At 43.3% G+C, this 17,403-nt stretch carries 16 protein-coding genes; 9 read left to right on the forward strand and 7 right to left on the reverse strand.

The window, feature by feature from the left end:
• The first annotated feature begins 259 nt into the window (after nucleotides 1-259).
• From ssb (HKX40_RS01140) to HKX40_RS01150, 3 genes are all read left to right on the forward strand, one after another.
• Nucleotides 260-673 (forward strand): single-stranded DNA-binding protein, encoded by a 414-nt coding sequence (ssb, locus tag HKX40_RS01140; RefSeq protein ID WP_171587724.1) that lies wholly within the window; start codon nucleotides 260-262, stop codon nucleotides 671-673.
• Nucleotides 674-743: 70 nt separating this feature from the next.
• The gene (ssb, locus tag HKX40_RS01145) at nucleotides 744-1,397 is read left to right on the forward strand and encodes a single-stranded DNA-binding protein (protein WP_171587725.1); all 654 of its coding nucleotides are present in this window, start codon (nucleotides 744-746) and stop codon (nucleotides 1,395-1,397) included.
• 29 nt (nucleotides 1,398-1,426) lie between these two features.
• Nucleotides 1,427-1,990, forward strand: a complete 564-nt coding sequence (locus HKX40_RS01150; RefSeq protein WP_171587726.1) for a YceI family protein — start codon at nucleotides 1,427-1,429, stop codon at nucleotides 1,988-1,990.
• 135 nt (nucleotides 1,991-2,125) lie between these two features.
• Here HKX40_RS01150 and HKX40_RS01155 read toward each other — a convergent pair whose 3' ends face one another.
• Together HKX40_RS01155 and HKX40_RS01160 are read right to left on the reverse strand one after the other, a co-directional pair.
• The gene (locus HKX40_RS01155) at nucleotides 2,126-3,034 is read right to left on the reverse strand and encodes a cation diffusion facilitator family transporter (RefSeq protein ID WP_171587727.1); all 909 of its coding nucleotides are present in this window, start codon (nucleotides 3,032-3,034) and stop codon (nucleotides 2,126-2,128) included.
• A 125-nt stretch (nucleotides 3,035-3,159) separates the two neighbouring features.
• Complete coding sequence (locus HKX40_RS01160; RefSeq protein ID WP_171587728.1) at nucleotides 3,160-3,303, reverse strand: hypothetical protein; 144 nt, start codon at nucleotides 3,301-3,303, stop codon at nucleotides 3,160-3,162.
• A 123-nt stretch (nucleotides 3,304-3,426) separates the two neighbouring features.
• Here HKX40_RS01160 and fmt point away from each other — a divergent pair, with 123 nt between their 5' ends.
• Entirely contained in the window at nucleotides 3,427-4,374 is a 948-nt protein-coding gene (fmt, locus tag HKX40_RS01165) for a methionyl-tRNA formyltransferase (protein WP_171587729.1), read from the forward strand.
• Nucleotides 4,375-4,407: 33 nt separating this feature from the next.
• Here the strand turns inward: fmt and HKX40_RS01170 are convergent, their stop codons facing one another.
• The 5 genes from HKX40_RS01170 to rimO all read right to left on the reverse strand — a co-directional run bounded on the left by HKX40_RS01170 (nucleotide 4,408) and on the right by rimO (nucleotide 10,791).
• Nucleotides 4,408-5,940 (reverse strand): DHA2 family efflux MFS transporter permease subunit, encoded by a 1,533-nt coding sequence (locus tag HKX40_RS01170; RefSeq protein ID WP_171587730.1) that lies wholly within the window; start codon nucleotides 5,938-5,940, stop codon nucleotides 4,408-4,410.
• Between the two features lie 10 nt (nucleotides 5,941-5,950).
• A complete protein-coding gene (locus HKX40_RS01175) occupies nucleotides 5,951-7,135 on the reverse strand; it encodes an HlyD/EmrA/EmrK family protein (protein ID WP_171587731.1) in 1,185 nt (394 codons plus the stop codon).
• A gap of 27 nt (nucleotides 7,136-7,162) precedes the next feature.
• On the reverse strand, nucleotides 7,163-8,638 hold the full coding sequence (locus tag HKX40_RS01180) for an efflux transporter outer membrane subunit (protein ID WP_171587732.1): 1,476 nt from the start codon (nucleotides 8,636-8,638) through the stop codon (nucleotides 7,163-7,165).
• A 20-nt stretch (nucleotides 8,639-8,658) separates the two neighbouring features.
• Nucleotides 8,659-9,177, reverse strand: coding sequence for a MarR family winged helix-turn-helix transcriptional regulator (locus HKX40_RS01185; RefSeq protein ID WP_171587733.1), 519 nt, complete (start codon nucleotides 9,175-9,177; stop codon nucleotides 8,659-8,661).
• A 282-nt stretch (nucleotides 9,178-9,459) separates the two neighbouring features.
• The gene (gene rimO / locus HKX40_RS01190) at nucleotides 9,460-10,791 is read right to left on the reverse strand and encodes a 30S ribosomal protein S12 methylthiotransferase RimO (RefSeq protein WP_171587734.1); all 1,332 of its coding nucleotides are present in this window, start codon (nucleotides 10,789-10,791) and stop codon (nucleotides 9,460-9,462) included.
• A gap of 143 nt (nucleotides 10,792-10,934) precedes the next feature.
• On the opposite strand from rimO, the gene rsmB reads away from it, so the two are divergent.
• From rsmB to trkA, 5 genes are all read left to right on the forward strand, one after another.
• A complete protein-coding gene (gene rsmB / locus HKX40_RS01195; RefSeq protein ID WP_171587735.1) occupies nucleotides 10,935-12,323 on the forward strand; it encodes a 16S rRNA (cytosine(967)-C(5))-methyltransferase RsmB in 1,389 nt (462 codons plus the stop codon).
• Nucleotides 12,295-12,903: a DUF4390 domain-containing protein gene (locus HKX40_RS01200; RefSeq protein WP_171587736.1), complete on the forward strand. Its 609-nt coding sequence runs from the start codon at nucleotides 12,295-12,297 to the stop codon at nucleotides 12,901-12,903. Before rsmB ends, HKX40_RS01200 begins: the two co-directional genes overlap by 29 nt.
• Nucleotides 12,864-15,176 (forward strand): sensor histidine kinase, encoded by a 2,313-nt coding sequence (locus HKX40_RS01205; protein ID WP_171587737.1) that lies wholly within the window; start codon nucleotides 12,864-12,866, stop codon nucleotides 15,174-15,176. Before HKX40_RS01200 ends, HKX40_RS01205 begins: the two co-directional genes overlap by 40 nt.
• A 114-nt stretch (nucleotides 15,177-15,290) precedes the next feature.
• Nucleotides 15,291-16,013, forward strand: coding sequence for a response regulator (locus HKX40_RS01210; RefSeq protein ID WP_171587738.1), 723 nt, complete (start codon nucleotides 15,291-15,293; stop codon nucleotides 16,011-16,013).
• Nucleotides 16,014-16,021: 8 nt separating this feature from the next.
• Nucleotides 16,022-17,398, forward strand: a complete 1,377-nt coding sequence (trkA, locus tag HKX40_RS01215; protein ID WP_171587739.1) for a Trk system potassium transporter TrkA — start codon at nucleotides 16,022-16,024, stop codon at nucleotides 17,396-17,398.
• Nucleotides 17,399-17,403: the final 5 nt, after the last annotated feature.

Below are 17,403 nucleotides of genomic sequence, written 5' to 3' on the forward strand. Positions count from 1 at the left end.
TTTTTGTACTGATAGTGATTGTTTCATCTAAGCATAGAAGTCAGCTAGCTATGTGGGCACTCAAAATTAACTCTTTTTTGAGAGATATGTTAGCAGTTTTAGAGATTTTTTGATTGCCTGCTTTACGCCTGTAAACCTTGTTTTTGGGGGAGCTGTTGAGTCAAAACAAGGTACTAAAATAGGATGTTTTTGTCCATAGGGGCTAGGCAAACATCACAATTTAGGAAACAATGAGGTTCGATTTTTTAAGGAGACAACTATGGCATCAGTAAATAAAGTCATTCTCATTGGGAATTTAGGTCGTGACCCTGAAGTGCGTTATAACGCAAATGGTATAGGGGTTGCCAATTTTAGCTTGGCAACGACATATGGTTGGACAGACAAACAGACCGGTGAACGCAAAGAGGAAACAGAGTGGCATCGAGTGGTCACTTTCGGGGCATTGAGTGATATTGTAGAGCGTTTTTTGCGAAAAGGAAGTCAGGTTTACATTGAGGGACGCTTGAAAACTCGTAAATGGCAAGATAAAAGTGGTAAAGATCAATACACAACAGAGGTGATTGCAGAGCAAATGCAGATGTTGGGTAAGCCCATTAGCTCTACAGAATCTCAGGAATCTGCAGAGGCTACATCAGACTTGAATATGGATGAGGAGGAAATGCCACCGTTTTAGCTGATAAGAGTAGCATATACACCCTGATGACAGGTATAATGCACTTTAATCATTGAATTTAGGAACCGACATGGCATCAGTCAATAAAGTAATTTTAGTGGGTAATCTTGGTCGTGACCCTGAAGTCCGTTATAACCCAGACGGCTTTACCGTGGCCAATGTGAGTATTGCAACAACTTTTGCGTGGAATGATAGAAATACAGGTACTCGCCGTGAAGAAACAGAGTGGCACCGGGTAGTGTTCTATAACCGTCAAGCCGAGGTTGTGGGTCAATATCTTAAAAAAGGTAGCCAAATTTACGTTGAGGGGCGTTTACGCACTCGCAAATATATGGGTAAAGATGGCATCGAACGTTATACCACTGAAGTGATTGCTGACTCTATGCAAATGTTAGGTGGCCGTAATGCAGGTGATGCAAGTGCTGATGAGGGTATGGCACAATATGGAAGCGGAGCGACTGCTGGTTATGGTGCAGGTGCTCCTGGCTATGGAGCTAGTGGTGCAGCAGCAGGCGGTTATGGTGCCTCACGTCAGCCTATGGATGGTGGTTTTGCATCTCAAGGTACTCCACCATCTCGAGCAGCTTCTGGCAACCATAATGCTCCTACACAACAAGCAGCAACAGGTGTCAATCCCCCAACCCCTGGAATGAGTCGCCCTAATGCCCCTAAGTCACTAGAAGCTGATAATTTTACTGGCATGGATGAGGATATTCCGTTCTAGTATGCCTTTTATTAATCAAGGAGACTGATATGAAAAACGTACTGTTAATGGGCTTGTTATTGGCTGTTGCCTCTACTGCTTCGGCAACAGAGTATAAGATTGATCCACATCACACGAATGTGCGTTTTGAGGTCGATCACTTTGGTACAAGTACCAATACGGGAGGCTTTAATGAGATTAATGGTACTGTGCAATTAGATGTGGCTAAGAAGGCGGGTAGCGTGGATATTGTTATTCCAGTCAAAACTATTGCAACGACCTCAGAAGCTTTTAAAGGTCATTTATTGGCGGCTGACTTGTTTAATGAAGCTCAACACCCAGAGATTCATTTCACCTCGACTCAGTTCCATTTTGATGGTGATAAGGTGACTTCTGTAGATGGCAATTTAACTTTATTGGGTAAAACAGCACCAGTGACACTAACAGCGGATCGTTTTAACTGCTATGATAGTCCTCGATTTAAGGCACAAGTCTGCGGAGGTGATTTCTCGGCGACTATTGACCGCACTCAATGGGGTATGAATTTTGCTGCTCGCACAGAGAAGGCAAAACAGGTGAAATTACTCATTCAAGTCGAGGCTGTGAAACAGTAGACCTATACGGCCAAAGATTGTTTGGCGGAGCGTCTTTTACTATTTGATTAAGTGGTGTCTAATGCTTTAGACGCCACTTTTTGTATGGTTAGCTAATAGACCTGCTTCAGTTAAATTAACCTGCTTCGGTTTAAATTAAACATGCTCATCTATAGGGTCAAAGTGGGTGAGCACTTCAATGACTTTGCCAGATTCTCTCAATCGTTGACTTACTTTAAAGGCAATACTGTGCGCTTCTTTTACAGTCATTTCTGAAGGGAAATTTAAATCCACTTCCACAAGGATAAAGTCCCCTGATTTACGAGTACGCAGTTTGTGAAACCCCATTACTCCAGGAGTAGAGCTGATAATCTCCTTGATATGTGCGATTTCTTGTTTGTTGGCAGCTTGGTCGCTTAATTCTTGAATAGCATCCCATGTAAATCTGATGCCTACTTTGCTAATCATAGCACCTACGATGATGGATGCCGCAATGTCTGCCCATGTAATCCCCGCCAAATGTGCCAAAATAGCAATAAATACAATCAATGATGAGAGCGAGTCAGAGCGAGCATGCCACGCGTTGACAATAAGCATAGTGGACTCTACTTTCTTGCCAATAGCGAGGAGGTAGCGGAATAGACACTCTTTGGCAATCAGTACCACACCTGCAGTTACCAAGGCAATATAGTGTACATTAGGTAGATGGGAGCTTCCTTCGAGGAGGATATTGGCACCATGCCAAATCATACTTGTGCCGATACCAATAAGTAATAGTCCAATAAAAAGACTTGCTACGTTTTCAAAACGATAGTGACCATATGGATGTTCCTCATCAGGAGGAGCATCGGAGAATTTATTAGCAATTAATACAATAGTGTCTGATACAAGGTCTGACAGAGAATGAATGGCATCAGCAATTAATGCAGCTGATGCAGCCCATACCCCTGTTAGAAATTGCATCATGCAGAGTAGAAAATTTACAAGAACACTCACCCATGTAGAGCGAGAAGCCGCCTGTTTACGTTCAAGAGCGGAGATAGAGGGGGAGTTCGATTGACGCATGATGGAAATCTACTAGTTAAAAAAGAGCAGAAAATCACTGGCAGGATATGTGCATAGGTGATTCTTTAAGCCTTGTTGTTTTAACCTCAATTCTAGCACAGAGCATCATTGCCCTAGTAGTGGGTCTATGTCATTTTAAGCATATCAATCACTACACGTAAAGCAGGGGATACCTTGCGATGAGGGTGATAACAAATCACTTGTAATCGTACCAGGTGCCAACCATACAGACTTATACGATGGAGGCGTGCAGCACGATAAGATTCCATTTGATAAGATTGTAGCGTTCTTCCATCAGTATTTAGTAGTTTAAAAAACCAGTGGCTATCCTTGTCCTGCTTGATATATCGTGAATCACTCAGGTAGAATGATGGCATTCAATAAGGATAGTCATGAAAGATTTAAAAATTGTTTTTGCAGGCACACCGGAGTTTGCACGATTAGCCTATAAAGCTATTGTTGATGCTGGTTTTAGTGTGCCACTAGTATTAACTCAGCCAGATCGTCCTGCTGGGCGTGGTATGAAATTACAGGCCAGTGCAGTTAAGCAAGAAGCCTTGGCACAAGAGGCAGAAATATTACAACCCTTAAGCCTGCGTTTGGATGGTAAGTACCCAGAAGAGGCCTCCTATGCCAAAGAGGTCTTAGAGCAGCTTCAACCTGATGTAATAGTGGTTGCTGCCTATGGTTTGATTCTACCTCAATGGGTTTTGGATTTGCCAAAGTATGGTTGTCTTAATATCCATGCAAGTTTATTACCTCGTTGGCGTGGTGCTGCTCCCATCCAACGAGCGATTGAGGCTGGAGATGCCAAGACGGGCATAGGTATTATGCAGATGGCAATCGGTTTAGACACAGGCGATGTATTGCTTGAAAAATCTATTGCTATTGAGGAGCAAACAGCAGCACAGCTTCACGATCAGTTGGCTGCACTTGGGGCAGAAGCCATTGTAGAAGTACTGAATCAACTAGGCACAGGCTCTCTAAAAGCAGTTCCTCAGTCGGAGCAAGGGGTTACTTATGCGAGCAAGTTAGAGAAGTCAGAGGGGCATCTATCCTGGGATATGGATACACAGACTTTATGGCGTAAAATTCGTGCATTTAACCCAGTACCAGGTGTCGTGCTCCCATTAGCAGGACTAAAGGATTCCGTCAAAGTGTGGCAGGCTACGGTGGTGAGTTCAGAGGTTAAAGCCGCTCCTGGTACGATTTTGGCAGCGACTACCGCAGGGATTGATGTCGCTACGTTGAATGGTGTTCTGCGTATTTTGGAGTTGCAAAAAGCAGGCGGTAAGCGACAAAGCGTGCGTGATTTCTTGAATGGGAACAAGGTGGGGTAATCCCCACCATCAACGCTATTTGTGCATAGTTTATTAATGAGCACCGCCTCCGCCACCTTTACTGCTAAAAGGAGGCTTTGCAAACCATACCATCACAATAAGTGTGGCAAACACTGCCCCACATAACCAAAAAATATCATTGCTTCCCATAATTTGGGTTTGTTGGTTAATAGTGCGTTCTAGCACACTGAATTGTCTTCCATCCCCAATACCAGCTGCCGCCATGCCCTGAATGGTTTGTACTGCATGATTATTGTATGGATTAATAACCTCGCTTAACTGACTGTGGTGCAAAGCATTACGGCGATCCCACATTGTCATCACAAGTGAGGTACCAATACCGCCAGCAAGGATACGAATAAAATTGGAAATACTTGAGGCTGCTGCAATGCTATGTCCAGGAATCTTGGACAAGGTAATCTGTGTTAAAGGCATAAAGAACATAGCCATCCCAATTCCTTGTACGAATTGAGGCCAGAATACATCCATGAAGTCCATTTGAGCATTGAAGTCTGTACGCCAGAAAAAACAACTGGCATAGACCAGGAAGCTGATAGTGACTAGCACACGCATATCAAGTTTATTGCTGTACTTACCAATGATGGGAGAAAGAAGGACAGGAAAAATACCAATGGGGGCTGTTGCAAAACCTGCCCAAGTGGCGGTGTAGCCTAATTGAGTTTGTAATACGAGTGGCAATAACACAATGGCACCCATATAAACTAAAAACGCTGTACTTAATGTCACCACACCTACGGTAAAATTACGATCTAGGAATAACTTTAAGTTCACAATAGGGTGTTCAGCATACCATTCCCAAATAATAAAGTAGCTTAAACTCACCACGGCTACGACACAAAGAACAATAATTTCTGTTGAGCTAAACCAATCTAGCTCACGACCACGATCTAGCATCATTTGTAAAGCACCGACACCGATGACCATTAGTGCTAATCCCATACGGTCAATAGGTTGTTGTACTGTGGGGGTTTCGCGATGTTTGAGTTCACGCCAAGCCACCCAACCACCAATAAATCCGATAGGAATATTGATAAAGAAAATCCACCCCCAGTGCCAGTTATCGCTAATAATCCCCCCTAAGATAGGACCAAAGATTGGTGCCACAATAATCACCATAGACCAAAGTGCTAGTGCTAATGGGCGTTTCTCTGGTGGGTAGGCTGCCATCAGTAGACTTTGCGAGAGAGGAATCATAGGACCCGCCACTGCCCCCTGCACAATGCGGAAAAAAACCAGTAAACCTAGACTTGGAGCAATACCGCATAAAAAAGAGGCGAGTACAAATAAGAACACCGCAGAGACAAAGACTCGTACCTCACCATAACGGCGTGCGAGCCACCCCGTCAATGGTACTGAAATTGCATTAGACACAGCAAATGAAGTAATCACCCATGTGCCTTGACTAGTAGCTGCGCCTAGGTTACCAGCAATAGTTGGTAGGGCAACGTTAGCAATGGTAGAGTCTAACACTTGCATAAACACTGCCAAAGACAGAGCAATGGTGACAAGAATCAGTGACGAACCTTGTAATGGAGATACTCGCATCTACTGCTCCTTATTGAGCATAACTGGCAAAGATATTGTCAATAACTGTGTTTACAGGAGTCCAATCCTCATCGGGGAGGCTTTGAACATCTTTAGCATTGTCTGTTGTTGCAACAGGCTGACCATCTTTGTTGGAGGTATCTACCTCTACACTCATGGAAAGTCCCACACGTAGCGGATGTTCAGCCACTTCTTTGGCATCTAGGGCTATGCGTACAGGTAAGCGTTGGACTACTTTAATCCAGTTCCCAGTTGCATTTTGTGCCGGTAATAAGGCGAAAGCTGAACCTGTGCCTGCGGATAAACCAACAACGGTACCGTGATAAGTTACCTTGCTACCATAAATATCTGCAGTGATTTCTGCCGGTTGACCAATACGTAGATTAGCTAGTTGGGTTTCTTTAAAATTGGCATCAACCCATACATTATGTAATGGTACTACCGCCATAAGCGCCGCTCCAGGGGCAACTTTTTGACCTACTTGGACATTACGCTTGGCGACTTGTCCATCGATAGGGGCTTTAATCTGTGTGCGTTGTAGATTAAGCCATGCTTCTTTGACATGACTAATTGCCATCAGAACCGCAGGTTGTTGGCGTAGGGGGACATCATGTCCAAGAGCTGCTTGAGCTGCTCGGTCTTGTGCTTCAGCGGCTGATAAAGCTGCTTCTGCTTCTGTTACTGCGGCTCGTGCATGAGTAAGCTCTTCTGTGGAAATAGCATCTGTACCTGCTAAAACTTCACGACGTTTTAAGTCCGCTTTGATACGGTCAAGCTGAACTTTTTTGGCATTCACCTGTGCTTGTGCTTGGTGTCTGGCTGCGATTTGTTGTTGATTTTGACGGATGGCATTAATCAACTCACTTTGGGCTCGTTCGTAGGCTAATTGCATATCGCTATCATCAAGACGGACTAGCAACTGACCTGCTTTTACCATATCTGTATCGTCTACAGCTACTGCTTGTACTGTACCGGTAACCTGTGGAGTAATTTGCACAGTATGTCCGTTGATATAGGCGTCATCAGTGCTTTCCTCATGTTGCCATACTAAGAAATACATGGCGGCAAAACATAGGCCGATAATAAGGAAAAAGAGAGTTAACAATACTAAATGACGCTTGCGACGGTTTTGTCGGCGTAGAGTTTGTAAGGATTCTGCTGAGGTAGCAGGTGAAGAAGTATTTTCTGAACTCATGATTCTACCCTTTAAAAAATATTGTTGTTATTGTTGGTTTGAGGTCTGAGCAGCTGATGCAATTTGTGTAGAGGATCCTAAATGCCCAGAGGTTGCTTGTTGAGTGATACCCCCTCCTAATGCAACTTGAAGGTTGTTCCAGCTCTGTTGCTGCCAAGCATAAGTTTGCCAATATGTACTCTGTGCACTGAGTGCAGCATCTTCAGCTTGCAGACGGCTTAAACCATTTTCTAGCCCAGCTTGTTGACGTAATGAGCCAGCATTGGCAGCCTTTTGTGCAACCTGCCATGCTTGTTTTTGAAGAACAACTGCATCATAACTTTGCTGATAGTCGCTGATGGCATCAGCAGCTTGTTGCAAGGCGGTCAACACCGTTTTGTTATACACGGCCACTTGTTCATTGTACTGTGCCTGTTTGCTAGACAAATTTGCTTGTAGTTGTCCAGAAGTGAAGATAGGTAAGGTAATGGCAGGCATAAAGCCTAATATACGAGACGTAGAAGTTAAAACATCAAAGGCATCAATATGAGATAAGCCAGCCAAGCCTTTTAACTCAATATTGGGATAAAATTCCGCTTTTGCTGCTTGAATACCAAAATAGCGTGACTGTAATAGAGCTCGTTGAGCTGCAATATCAGGGCGTTGACCGAGGATGTCGGCACGTAGACCATTGATGGTAACAGAGGGTATAGCGGAGAATTGTATTGAGGTTGGTGAAAGTACTGTAGGTGATTGTCCAGTGAGAATGGCAATGCTGTGCAGAACACGTTCACGCTCGGCAGTTAGTTGGCGTTGTAAGGCTTGTAGTGCCAAGATAGCTTGGCTTTGGGCGTAAGTAGCACTAGCAGGTAATAGACCTGTCTTTACACGACTGGCGAGTAAGCGTTGTAGCTGTTCATTTACAGAGATGCGTTTGGTAGTGATAGCCAGTTGTGTGTCTAGCAACTGCCACTGCGTATACTGAGCCACGATGGCTTGTGAAAGAATAAGTTGGGACTGTGCAAGTTGCCATTGAGCCGCTTCTTTTTGTCCTAGTGCCGATTGGATTAAACTGCGGTGTTTACCCCAAAAATCTAGAGAGTAGTTCACTGCAGCTGCCACCATACCGTTTTGTAGAACATGGTTAGTTGCATGAGAGGGGATGGCAGGGGCAGGGTCTATGTAAATAGCATTACCACTCGCTTGTAGGCCTACTTGTATCCCTGCTTGCCCCTCGGTTCCTTGCCATTGAGCCTCTGCCTGTTGGAGTCTTGCTTGGGCAATTTGCAAGTCAGGGGCATGTTGTAGGGCAGTATCGATGAGATGGTTAAGCACTGGTTGTTGTAGTGCTTGCCACCAACTAGCATAGATTAAGGCTGTTTGACCTGCTGGTAGGTTGAGTGTCTCCGCTGTAACAGTGTCTTTGAGCGGAATCTGTTGACCTACGGGGGCACACGCACTAATGACCAGTGTACCCCCCAATGTCAGTACAAACCTGGCGTATTGGGAGAGTGTGTTTTTCATAAACTGCCTTTTGTATGAAATCAACGAGTTGATTTTTTTACCATTAGCGTTTTTAGCAATAAACGTTTTAACTCTTGTAGTTCATTTACCTCAAGTTCCGACCAGATTTTGTTGCGAATATCCGAGACTACAGGCAATGTTTCTTTAAGAAGCTTTTCTGCAGTATGAGTTAACTTTAAAGTAACCTTACGTCTATCTTCAGGCTGTGCATAACGAATTAACCAGCCTTTCTCAACCATTTCATCAGAAAGGCGTGTAATGCTAGTGCGTGAAAGATTGAGAATTTTGCTCATCTCAGAAGGTTGAAGCTCATTTTCTGGACGGGAGTAAATAGCCCATAATCCGTACCATGAACTAATAGATAAACCATATTTCTTAAGATATCCATCAATGGAAGAGTTGATTTTAGTCTGTAATAGGTGGATTAAATTACCTAATAGTACTAGGTCTGGATTCAATTCAGGTACTTTTGTACAAATTCCTTCTAAAGCCTCTTCTAAAGCAGAGATAGATATAGGTTCAGGTGCAGTGATTGACATAGTCAGTAGAAAATTATCAAAAAATTAGTTGTGGGTGAAAATAAAGAAGAGCTGAATAATACCATAAGAAATTATTTCTATTAAAATTATTTTGTATAAATAAATTTCTATTTCTTATAAATGGCAAATAAGCAATCAGGTGTTGGTTATTTAAAAATGGAGTATTTTAGGGAGAGGGCAACGGCTTATGGTATCCAATATTTCAGTAAAATACGGGGGTTAGAGCAGAGGAGCATTTTCCAAAAGTAGAAAATGCTCCTTTGGATAGAGCAGAAAAAGTAGTTAGGATTGGATACGAATAATATCAGCGTATAAATCGTATTCATCAGCATCTGTGACAAGTGCACGGACCATATCACCTACTTTGACAGGAGTTTCCTTGTCTAGATAGACTAAGCCATCAATTTCTGGTGCGTCGGCACTAGAGCGTCCGATAGGAAAGCCTTCCTCGTCAATTTCATCAACAAGAACAGAAATTTCTTTACCAATTTTACCTTGTAAGCGTGCCGCAGAAATTGCTTGTTGATGTGCCATAAAGCGTTCCCAACGATCTTGTTTAATCTTTTCAGGAACTTGGTCAGGTAAATCATTGGCTGAAGCACCGTCAACATCAGAGTATTTAAAACAGCCCACGCGGTCAAGTTGTGCTTCACTTAACCAGTCTAACAGGTATTGAAAGTCTTCTTCTGTTTCGCCAGGGAAGCCAACAATAAAAGTGGATCGAATGGTTAAATCAGGGCAAATTTCACGCCATTTCTTAATACGTGCCAGAGTTTTATCCTCAAAAGCAGGACGTTTCATGAGTTTAAGGATTTTGGGGCTTGCGTGTTGGAATGGAATGTCTAAATATGGGAGCACCTTGCCTTCTGCCATGAGAGGAATGATGTCATCAACATTAGGATAAGGATAAACATAATGTAAACGCACCCAAACGCCCAGTGTGCTTAAGGCCTCTGCTAGTGAAATCATCTGTGTTTTTAGTGGCCGACCGCCCCAGAAACCACTACGATATTTGATGTCTACACCATATGCACTGGTGTCCTGAGAAATAACAAGAAGTTCCTTGACTCCTGCTTTCACAAGACGCTGGGCCTCGTCCATTACCTCACCAATAGGGCGACTCACTAGAACCCCTCGCATAGAGGGGATAATACAGAAACTACAATGGTGATTACAGCCTTCAGAAATCTTGAGATAGGCGTAATGACGAGGGGTTAGCTTAATTCCTTGAGGAGGAACTAAGTCCACAAAAGGATCATGATCTACTTTGGGAGGAACAACTTCATGTACAGCACGTACCACTTCTTCATATTGCTGTGGCCCACTGACAGATAAAACGCTAGGGTGAACCTGGCGAATGACACTCTCATCAACACCCATACAGCCTGTGACAATAACTTTCCCATTTTCGGAAATTGCCTCACCAATGGCATCAAGCGATTCTGCTTTGGCACTATCAATAAAACCACAGGTATTGACGACTACTACATCAGCTCCCTCATAGGAAGAGGAGATTTGATAACCCTCAGTGCGTAACTGTGTCAAAATGCGTTCAGAATCCACTAATGCCTTGGGACAGCCAAGGCTTACAAAACCAACTTTAGGTGTTGTCATAAAAAACCTTTTTAGAAATTTCCATTGCACGCTATTTTAGCAGATGTGTTTTTATGAGTGACAAGGACAAGAATGTAGATGCTCTTTCTATAAGTTTGGTTAAATTTGGTAAACTAGAACCATTCTTGCGATTGGAAACTTATATGAGTACAGTAAAGCCGCTCAAACCGACTACACCTAAATCAGAGATGCCAAAACTATCAACGGTTCTTTTTGATGCAGCCCAGGCTGTTCGTCAAGTGTTGGCTGGGCAGTCTCTGACCGAGGTTTTGGATGCAATCTCTCGTGAGCGTAAAGCAGCTGTGCAGGCGATTAGTTTTTATAGCATGCGATATTTAGGAACTGCTCAGGCATTAAGTCAATTATTACTAAGCAAAAAGGTTCCTAACCCCTTGGTGCAAGCCTTGTTATTAGTGGGACTGTGTTTGTTGACTGTCAAAAAGCGTGATGAGATGGCTTGTGCCATAGAGAATCCAGCAGAGGAAGAGTTATCTCAGCAGCATATTCCGCGTTACCAAGATTTTACAGTAGTAGATGAGACGCTCAAAGCAGCACAGATGCATAAAAAATCTGCACCTTTTAAGGGGCTTTTAAATGCTTGTTTACGTCGTTATCTCCGTGAGCAAGACAGTCTGTGGGAAAAGGTGCAGCAACAAGAAGAAGCACGGTTTAACTACCCCCAGTGGTGGATTGACCTGATTCGGCGAGCGTATCCGCAGCAATGGCAGGAAGTGTTAAATGCTGCGAATACCCCTGGGCCATTGACATTACGCGTGAATCGTCGCCGAGTAACAAGGGATGATTTCGCAGCAGAATTGACGCAAGCAGGATTGTCTCATCTCCTTTATGGGGAAGATGCTATTATTCTCAAAAAAGCGGTGCCTGTACAGCAAATCCCCGGTTTTGATGCCGGTTTGTGTGCTGTACAGGATGCGGGAGCACAGTTGGCTGCCAGTATATTACCTCTAGCCAATGGGTTGCATGTGTTGGATGCATGTGCGGCTCCTGGGGGCAAGACTGCTCATGTACTAGAGAGGGCAGATGTGGAGATGACAGCACTTGATATTGATGCAAAACGTCTAGCACGAGTGCAAGAAAACCTACAAAACTTGGGGCTGTATAGTGATAAAGTCCACTTATATACCGCTGATGCTTCTCAATCTACTTGGTGGGATGGACGGCTCTTTGATATTATTATGGCAGATGTACCTTGTACTGCGTCGGGGATTGTGCGACGCCATCCGGATATTAAGTGGCTACGTAAGCAGTCAGATGTATCGAAAACAGCAGCACTGCAGCGTCTTATTGTTAAAAATCTCTGGTCTCTATTAAAACCAGGAGGGTATTTTCTCTACATCACCTGCTCTGTTTTTCCGCAAGAGGGAGTAGAACAGGCGGCGTTTATTGAGCAATCCTTCTCCGATGCTCAGCGTTTAGCAGCTCCAGGACAGCTGCTTCCTATTCATCCTCAAGGAGGAGTATCTTTACACGATGGTTTCTTTTATGCACTATTTAAAAAGCAAGAGAAATAGCATGGTGATGCACTACTTTGGTAGGATGATTATCGGCTTATTGCTGATAGTAGGAAGCCAAGCCGTGGCACAAACTGTCTCACAAGCTACATTTAAAGAAGTGAAAATTAGCGAGGTGAATAAGCAAAAGTTAAATGTAGCAGTAGATATTGACTTGTCGTTAAGCCAAGAGCTGCAAGCAGCATTGGACAAGGGAATGCCACTGTTTTTTACACTAGATATGAAGTTGTATAAACCTCATCAATTTTGGTGGGATAGTTTGGTATATGAAGAATCTCGTACAATTGGTATTCGTTACAATATGCTTTTAAGAGAGTGGAGAGTCTCTCAGAATAATACTGAATTTAGGGAGTTTTCTTTGGATGATGCGATTCGACGTATCACCCGTTTGAGTAACTGGTCGATTACCTTAACATCACCACTTGAACCCAATACCGTTTATGAGGGTAAAATTCGCCTGCGATTAGATACATCCTTGTTGGCACGACCTTTTCAAATTACGGCATTGAATAATAGTAGCGCTTGGTCATTTTCATCATCATGGCAAAATTTCATTTTTTCGAGTCAAAGGCCCAATTAGTCTTAAAGTGGATTCTGCGTATAAGTCTTTTTGTGGCGGTTATTGCGGTATTTTTCTTGTTGGCATTGTTAATTGGTTCGGCAGGAAATACTTCGCGTTTTGCAGAGCAGTTTGATATTTTGCTCTTGCTTAATGGGGTGCTTGCACTTGCCCTTTTTATTTGGGTTTTTTCACTTGTTGTGGGGTTAGTCAAACAAGTGAGACGCAAAAAATTTGGGGCTAAGCTGACATCTAGATTCGCGTTTTTCTTTGCTATGATTGCCATTGTTCCAGGGGTGATTATTTATCTATTATCTGTGCAGTTTATGTCTCGCTCTGTGGAGTCTTGGTTTAATGTAAAGGTGGACAGTGCACTGGAATCTGGGTTGACGCTAGGGCAAGCCTCTTTAGACTCCATGCTGGATGATTTGGTTGCCTCTTCCCGTCGTGTGGCATTTAGTTTAGGCAATGTAACTGATTCAGATATGCCAGCTGCTTTGGCTAGGTTGAGAGATGATAATCAAAACACAGATATGTTGGTGTTTTCCTCTAATGGATCCAAAGTGATTGCGTTTGCTTCGTCTACATTTGGTTCACTATTACCCCAAATTCCCTCTGCCAACCTACTTGGTCAACTACGTTTATCTCGTCAATATGCTAGTGCAGAAGAAGTTTTTGTACCAGGAGGTGATAAAGACCGACCTAAATACCAATTAAGAGTGATTGTGCCACTGTTTTCTACTTTGAATCGTTTGGATACGAGTTTAAGTGGTAATTCAGAGCCTCATTGGCTACAGCTGACTCGCATGGTGCCAGAGAGCTTTTCTAACAACTTAAATGAAATTCAACTAGGTTATCGCAACTACGAAGAGTTGGCTTTATCGCGTGGTGGGTTGAGGCAGTTGTTCTCTATTACGTTGACTATGGCATTGTTATTGACGGTATTTGTTTCTCTAGGGATTGCATTGTGGCTAGCAAAACGTTTAGTTGAACCGTTATTAACCCTTGCTGAAGGGACGCAAGCAGTAGCAGCAGGCGATTATTGTCAAATTCCCGAACCAAAGCAAAGTGATGAAGTGGGACAATTAAGTCGTTCATTTAATATGATGACCAGTCAGCTGGAAGAAGCACGTAGGCAAGTGCAAAACAATAGGATTAAACTGGAACGCTCTAACCTATATCTGGAGAGTATTCTTGCCAGTTTAACTACAGGGGTAATGGTGCTTGACCAGTTATTTTATGTACAAAGGGTGAATAAGGGTGCTCAAGCTATTTTGCATAAATCACTAGCGGACTTTATTGGACAACCTTTGGATACATTACCTCATTTGCAAGAGTTTGCTCAAGTTATTCGTCGTGCTTTTGCATCTCATGCCGCGGTAGGTTCATCAAGGCTGTATTGGCAAGAGCAGATTGAATTGCGATTAGATGAAGATGATGGGCAGGCACGGGATTTAACCTTGTTACTGCGTGGGACACATTTAACGAGTGAGGATAATAAACATCATTACTTGTTGGTTTTTGATGATATTTCCGATATTATTTCGGCCAACCGTGCTGTCGCTTGGGGTGAAGTAGCCAGACGGTTAGCTCATGAGATTAAGAACCCACTTACCCCTATTCAATTATCAGCTGAGCGCATTCAGATGAAATTATCGCCTAAACTAGACGAGCAAGATGCACAGTTCTTGGAACGCTTGACCAATACTATTGTCAATCAAGTGTTTTCACTAAAAACCATGGTGGATGATTTCCGTGAATATGCACGTACACCACCAGCTCAATTTCAAGCTGTGAATGTCAATGAGTTAATTATGGATTTGGCCTTGTTATATGGTTGGACACCAGAGGGGAATCATGAAGAGCTCTTGTATCGACAGTTGAGATTAGAGCTGGATGACAATTTACCTCTAGTCGAAGCTGATGCGACACAGTTGCGACAAGTTTTGAATAATCTTCTCTCTAATGCTCGTGATGCGATGGAGGGGATGGAGCTGACAGGAGATGAGCCTGGGGTGACAATTCAAACACAATGCACTCATATTGAGGGTGGTTTGACAGATGATAATTGTGCTGTTCGTATTACCATTCGTGATAGAGGACCTGGATTCCCTAGTAATATTTTACAAAAGGCGTTTGAGCCTTATGTGACGACCAAGCCTCATGGTACTGGTTTGGGGTTGGCGATTGTACGTAAGATAGTTGAGGAGCATCATGGTAAAATTGAGATTGCTAATACTCCAGAGGGAGGAGCGAAGATTTCGATTCTGTTATCGCGAATAGTCAAAACCTAAGGTGCTTTTGTTATAATCAAGTAGACAAAAAACAACAGAACTTAAAGTTGCTTTTTTGAAAACATAAAAATTTTATTTTTACGATGTGTTTCACTCTGAATAGGCGGGTAATTTATGGCCAGAATTCTGGTAGTAGATGATGAGATTGGTATTCGTGAGCTTTTACAAGAAATTTTGTATGAGCAAGGTCACAGCGTTGAGTTAGCTGAAAACGTTGCTCAAGCGCGTGCTGCGCGTTTGGCTAGTCGTCCAGATTTAGTTTTGCTTGATATTTGGATGCCGGATGCTGATGGAGTAAGTCTACTCAAAGAGTGGAGTTCTCAAGGTTTATTAGATATGCCTGTCGTAATGATGAGTGGTCATGCCACATTAGATACGGCAGTAGAGGCAACGCGTATTGGTGCTGCAGATTTTCTTGAGAAACCGATTACACTAAATAAGCTATTGACTACTGTGCAACAGGTTTTGCAAAGACCTGCAACACGTGTAGCACAACCAGCAGCAGCTTCTTCTGCTTATGCCACTCCCTCAGCAGCAGCCACAGCTCCAGTAGCGTCTCGCCCTGTAGCGGCAGTGCCTCCAGCAGCCCCTACGACATCAGCTGCCAATGTGCTAGAGAGTAATAGCAGTCGGCAAGGGTACCTAGGTAGTGTTTCCCTAGATCAGCCATTACGAGATGCTCGAGATGAGTTTGAAAGAGTTTATTTTGAGTATCATCTGATGCGAGAGAATCATAGCATGACACGTGTTTCTGAGAAAACAGGGCTTGAGCGTACGCATCTGTATCGTAAACTTCGCCAGTTAGGTATTGATTCTTCTCGTAAGCGTGGCGCTTAATTGCTATTATGAAAATCTTGCTAATCGGAGCAGGGCGTGTTGGCTCTAGCGTGGCGGAGAACTTGGTCTCCGAGAAAAACGACATCACTATTGTTGATACCAATAAAATTGTATTGGGTTATTTGCAAGAGCGTTTTGATTTGCAGACCATTTGCGGTGATGGTTCATCGCCAGATGTATTAGCCCAGGCAGGAGCTGAAGACTGCGATTTAATTGTTGCCTGTGCAGCTACCGATGCCACAAACTTAGTCGTATGTAAACTTGCTAAAGATATGTTTAATGTCCCTCGACGTATTGCACGTATTCGAGGGCATTATTATGCACAACATCCTGACATTTTACAGGAGCAGTTTGGTGTTGATTCTATCATTAGCCCCGAAAGTAGTGTGACTCAGTATTTGCAGGGTTTGATTGAATTTCCTGATGCCTTGCAAGTCGTTAATTTTGCTGATGGTAAGATTAGTATTGCCATTATTAAAATCAGTAAACGTAGTACGTTGTTGGACTATCAAATCGACGAGAATCACCTTAATCTGCCTCATGGTCGCGGACGTATTTTAGAGTTGGTACGTGATGGTGAGTCTCTACCACTAGATAGATTGTTTAACCTTAAAGTTGGTGACGAGCTGGTATTGGCGATGGATACTACTGAAGCAATGAAAGCCATTGCTAGTCTGAATCGTGCCAATAAACGAGCCCGTTCAGTGATGATTGCAGGTGGTGGTAATATTGGTGCTCGTCTGGCACTAGCATTATCTAATGCAGGCTATAACGTACGTATCATTGAGCAAGATAGGGAGCGTTGTAAACAGTTAGCTTCTTTGCTGCCTGAAGATGTGTTGGTGCTTCATGGAAATGGTACTGATGAGTCACTTTTACTTAGTGAAAATGTGGATGAGATGGATACCTGGGTTGCTGTAACCAATGATGACGAGGACAATATTATGTCTTCGCTATTGGCGAAGCGTCTGGGGGCCCATAAAGTGATTGCATTGATTGCCCGTCGTGCATATGGCGAGTTGATGCAAGGTAGTATGATTGATGTGGCTGTCTCACCATCTCAAGCGACAATTGGTGCGTTATTGCATGAAGTACGCCAAGGCTCTATTGTGCGAGGTCACCGTCTACGTCGTGGTGATGCTGAAGTAATTGAGTTTGAGGTAGTAGGAGATGAGAAAAGCTCTAACGTGGTTGGGCGCTCTGTAGAGGATATCCGGTTACCTTCTTCTGCTCAAATCGCTGCGATTTTGCGTGGCGATCAGATTGTGATCCCACAAAATGATACTGTGATAGAAAAAGGCGATCATGTGATTGTTTATGCTGGTAATCGTAATGTGATGAAGCGTATTGAGAAGTTGTTCCAAGTTTCATTGCTGTTCTTCTAAAGGAT

Source organism: Pelistega europaea (genome assembly GCF_013133775.1).
Lineage (GTDB): Bacteria > Pseudomonadota > Gammaproteobacteria > Burkholderiales > Burkholderiaceae_B > Taylorella > Taylorella europaea.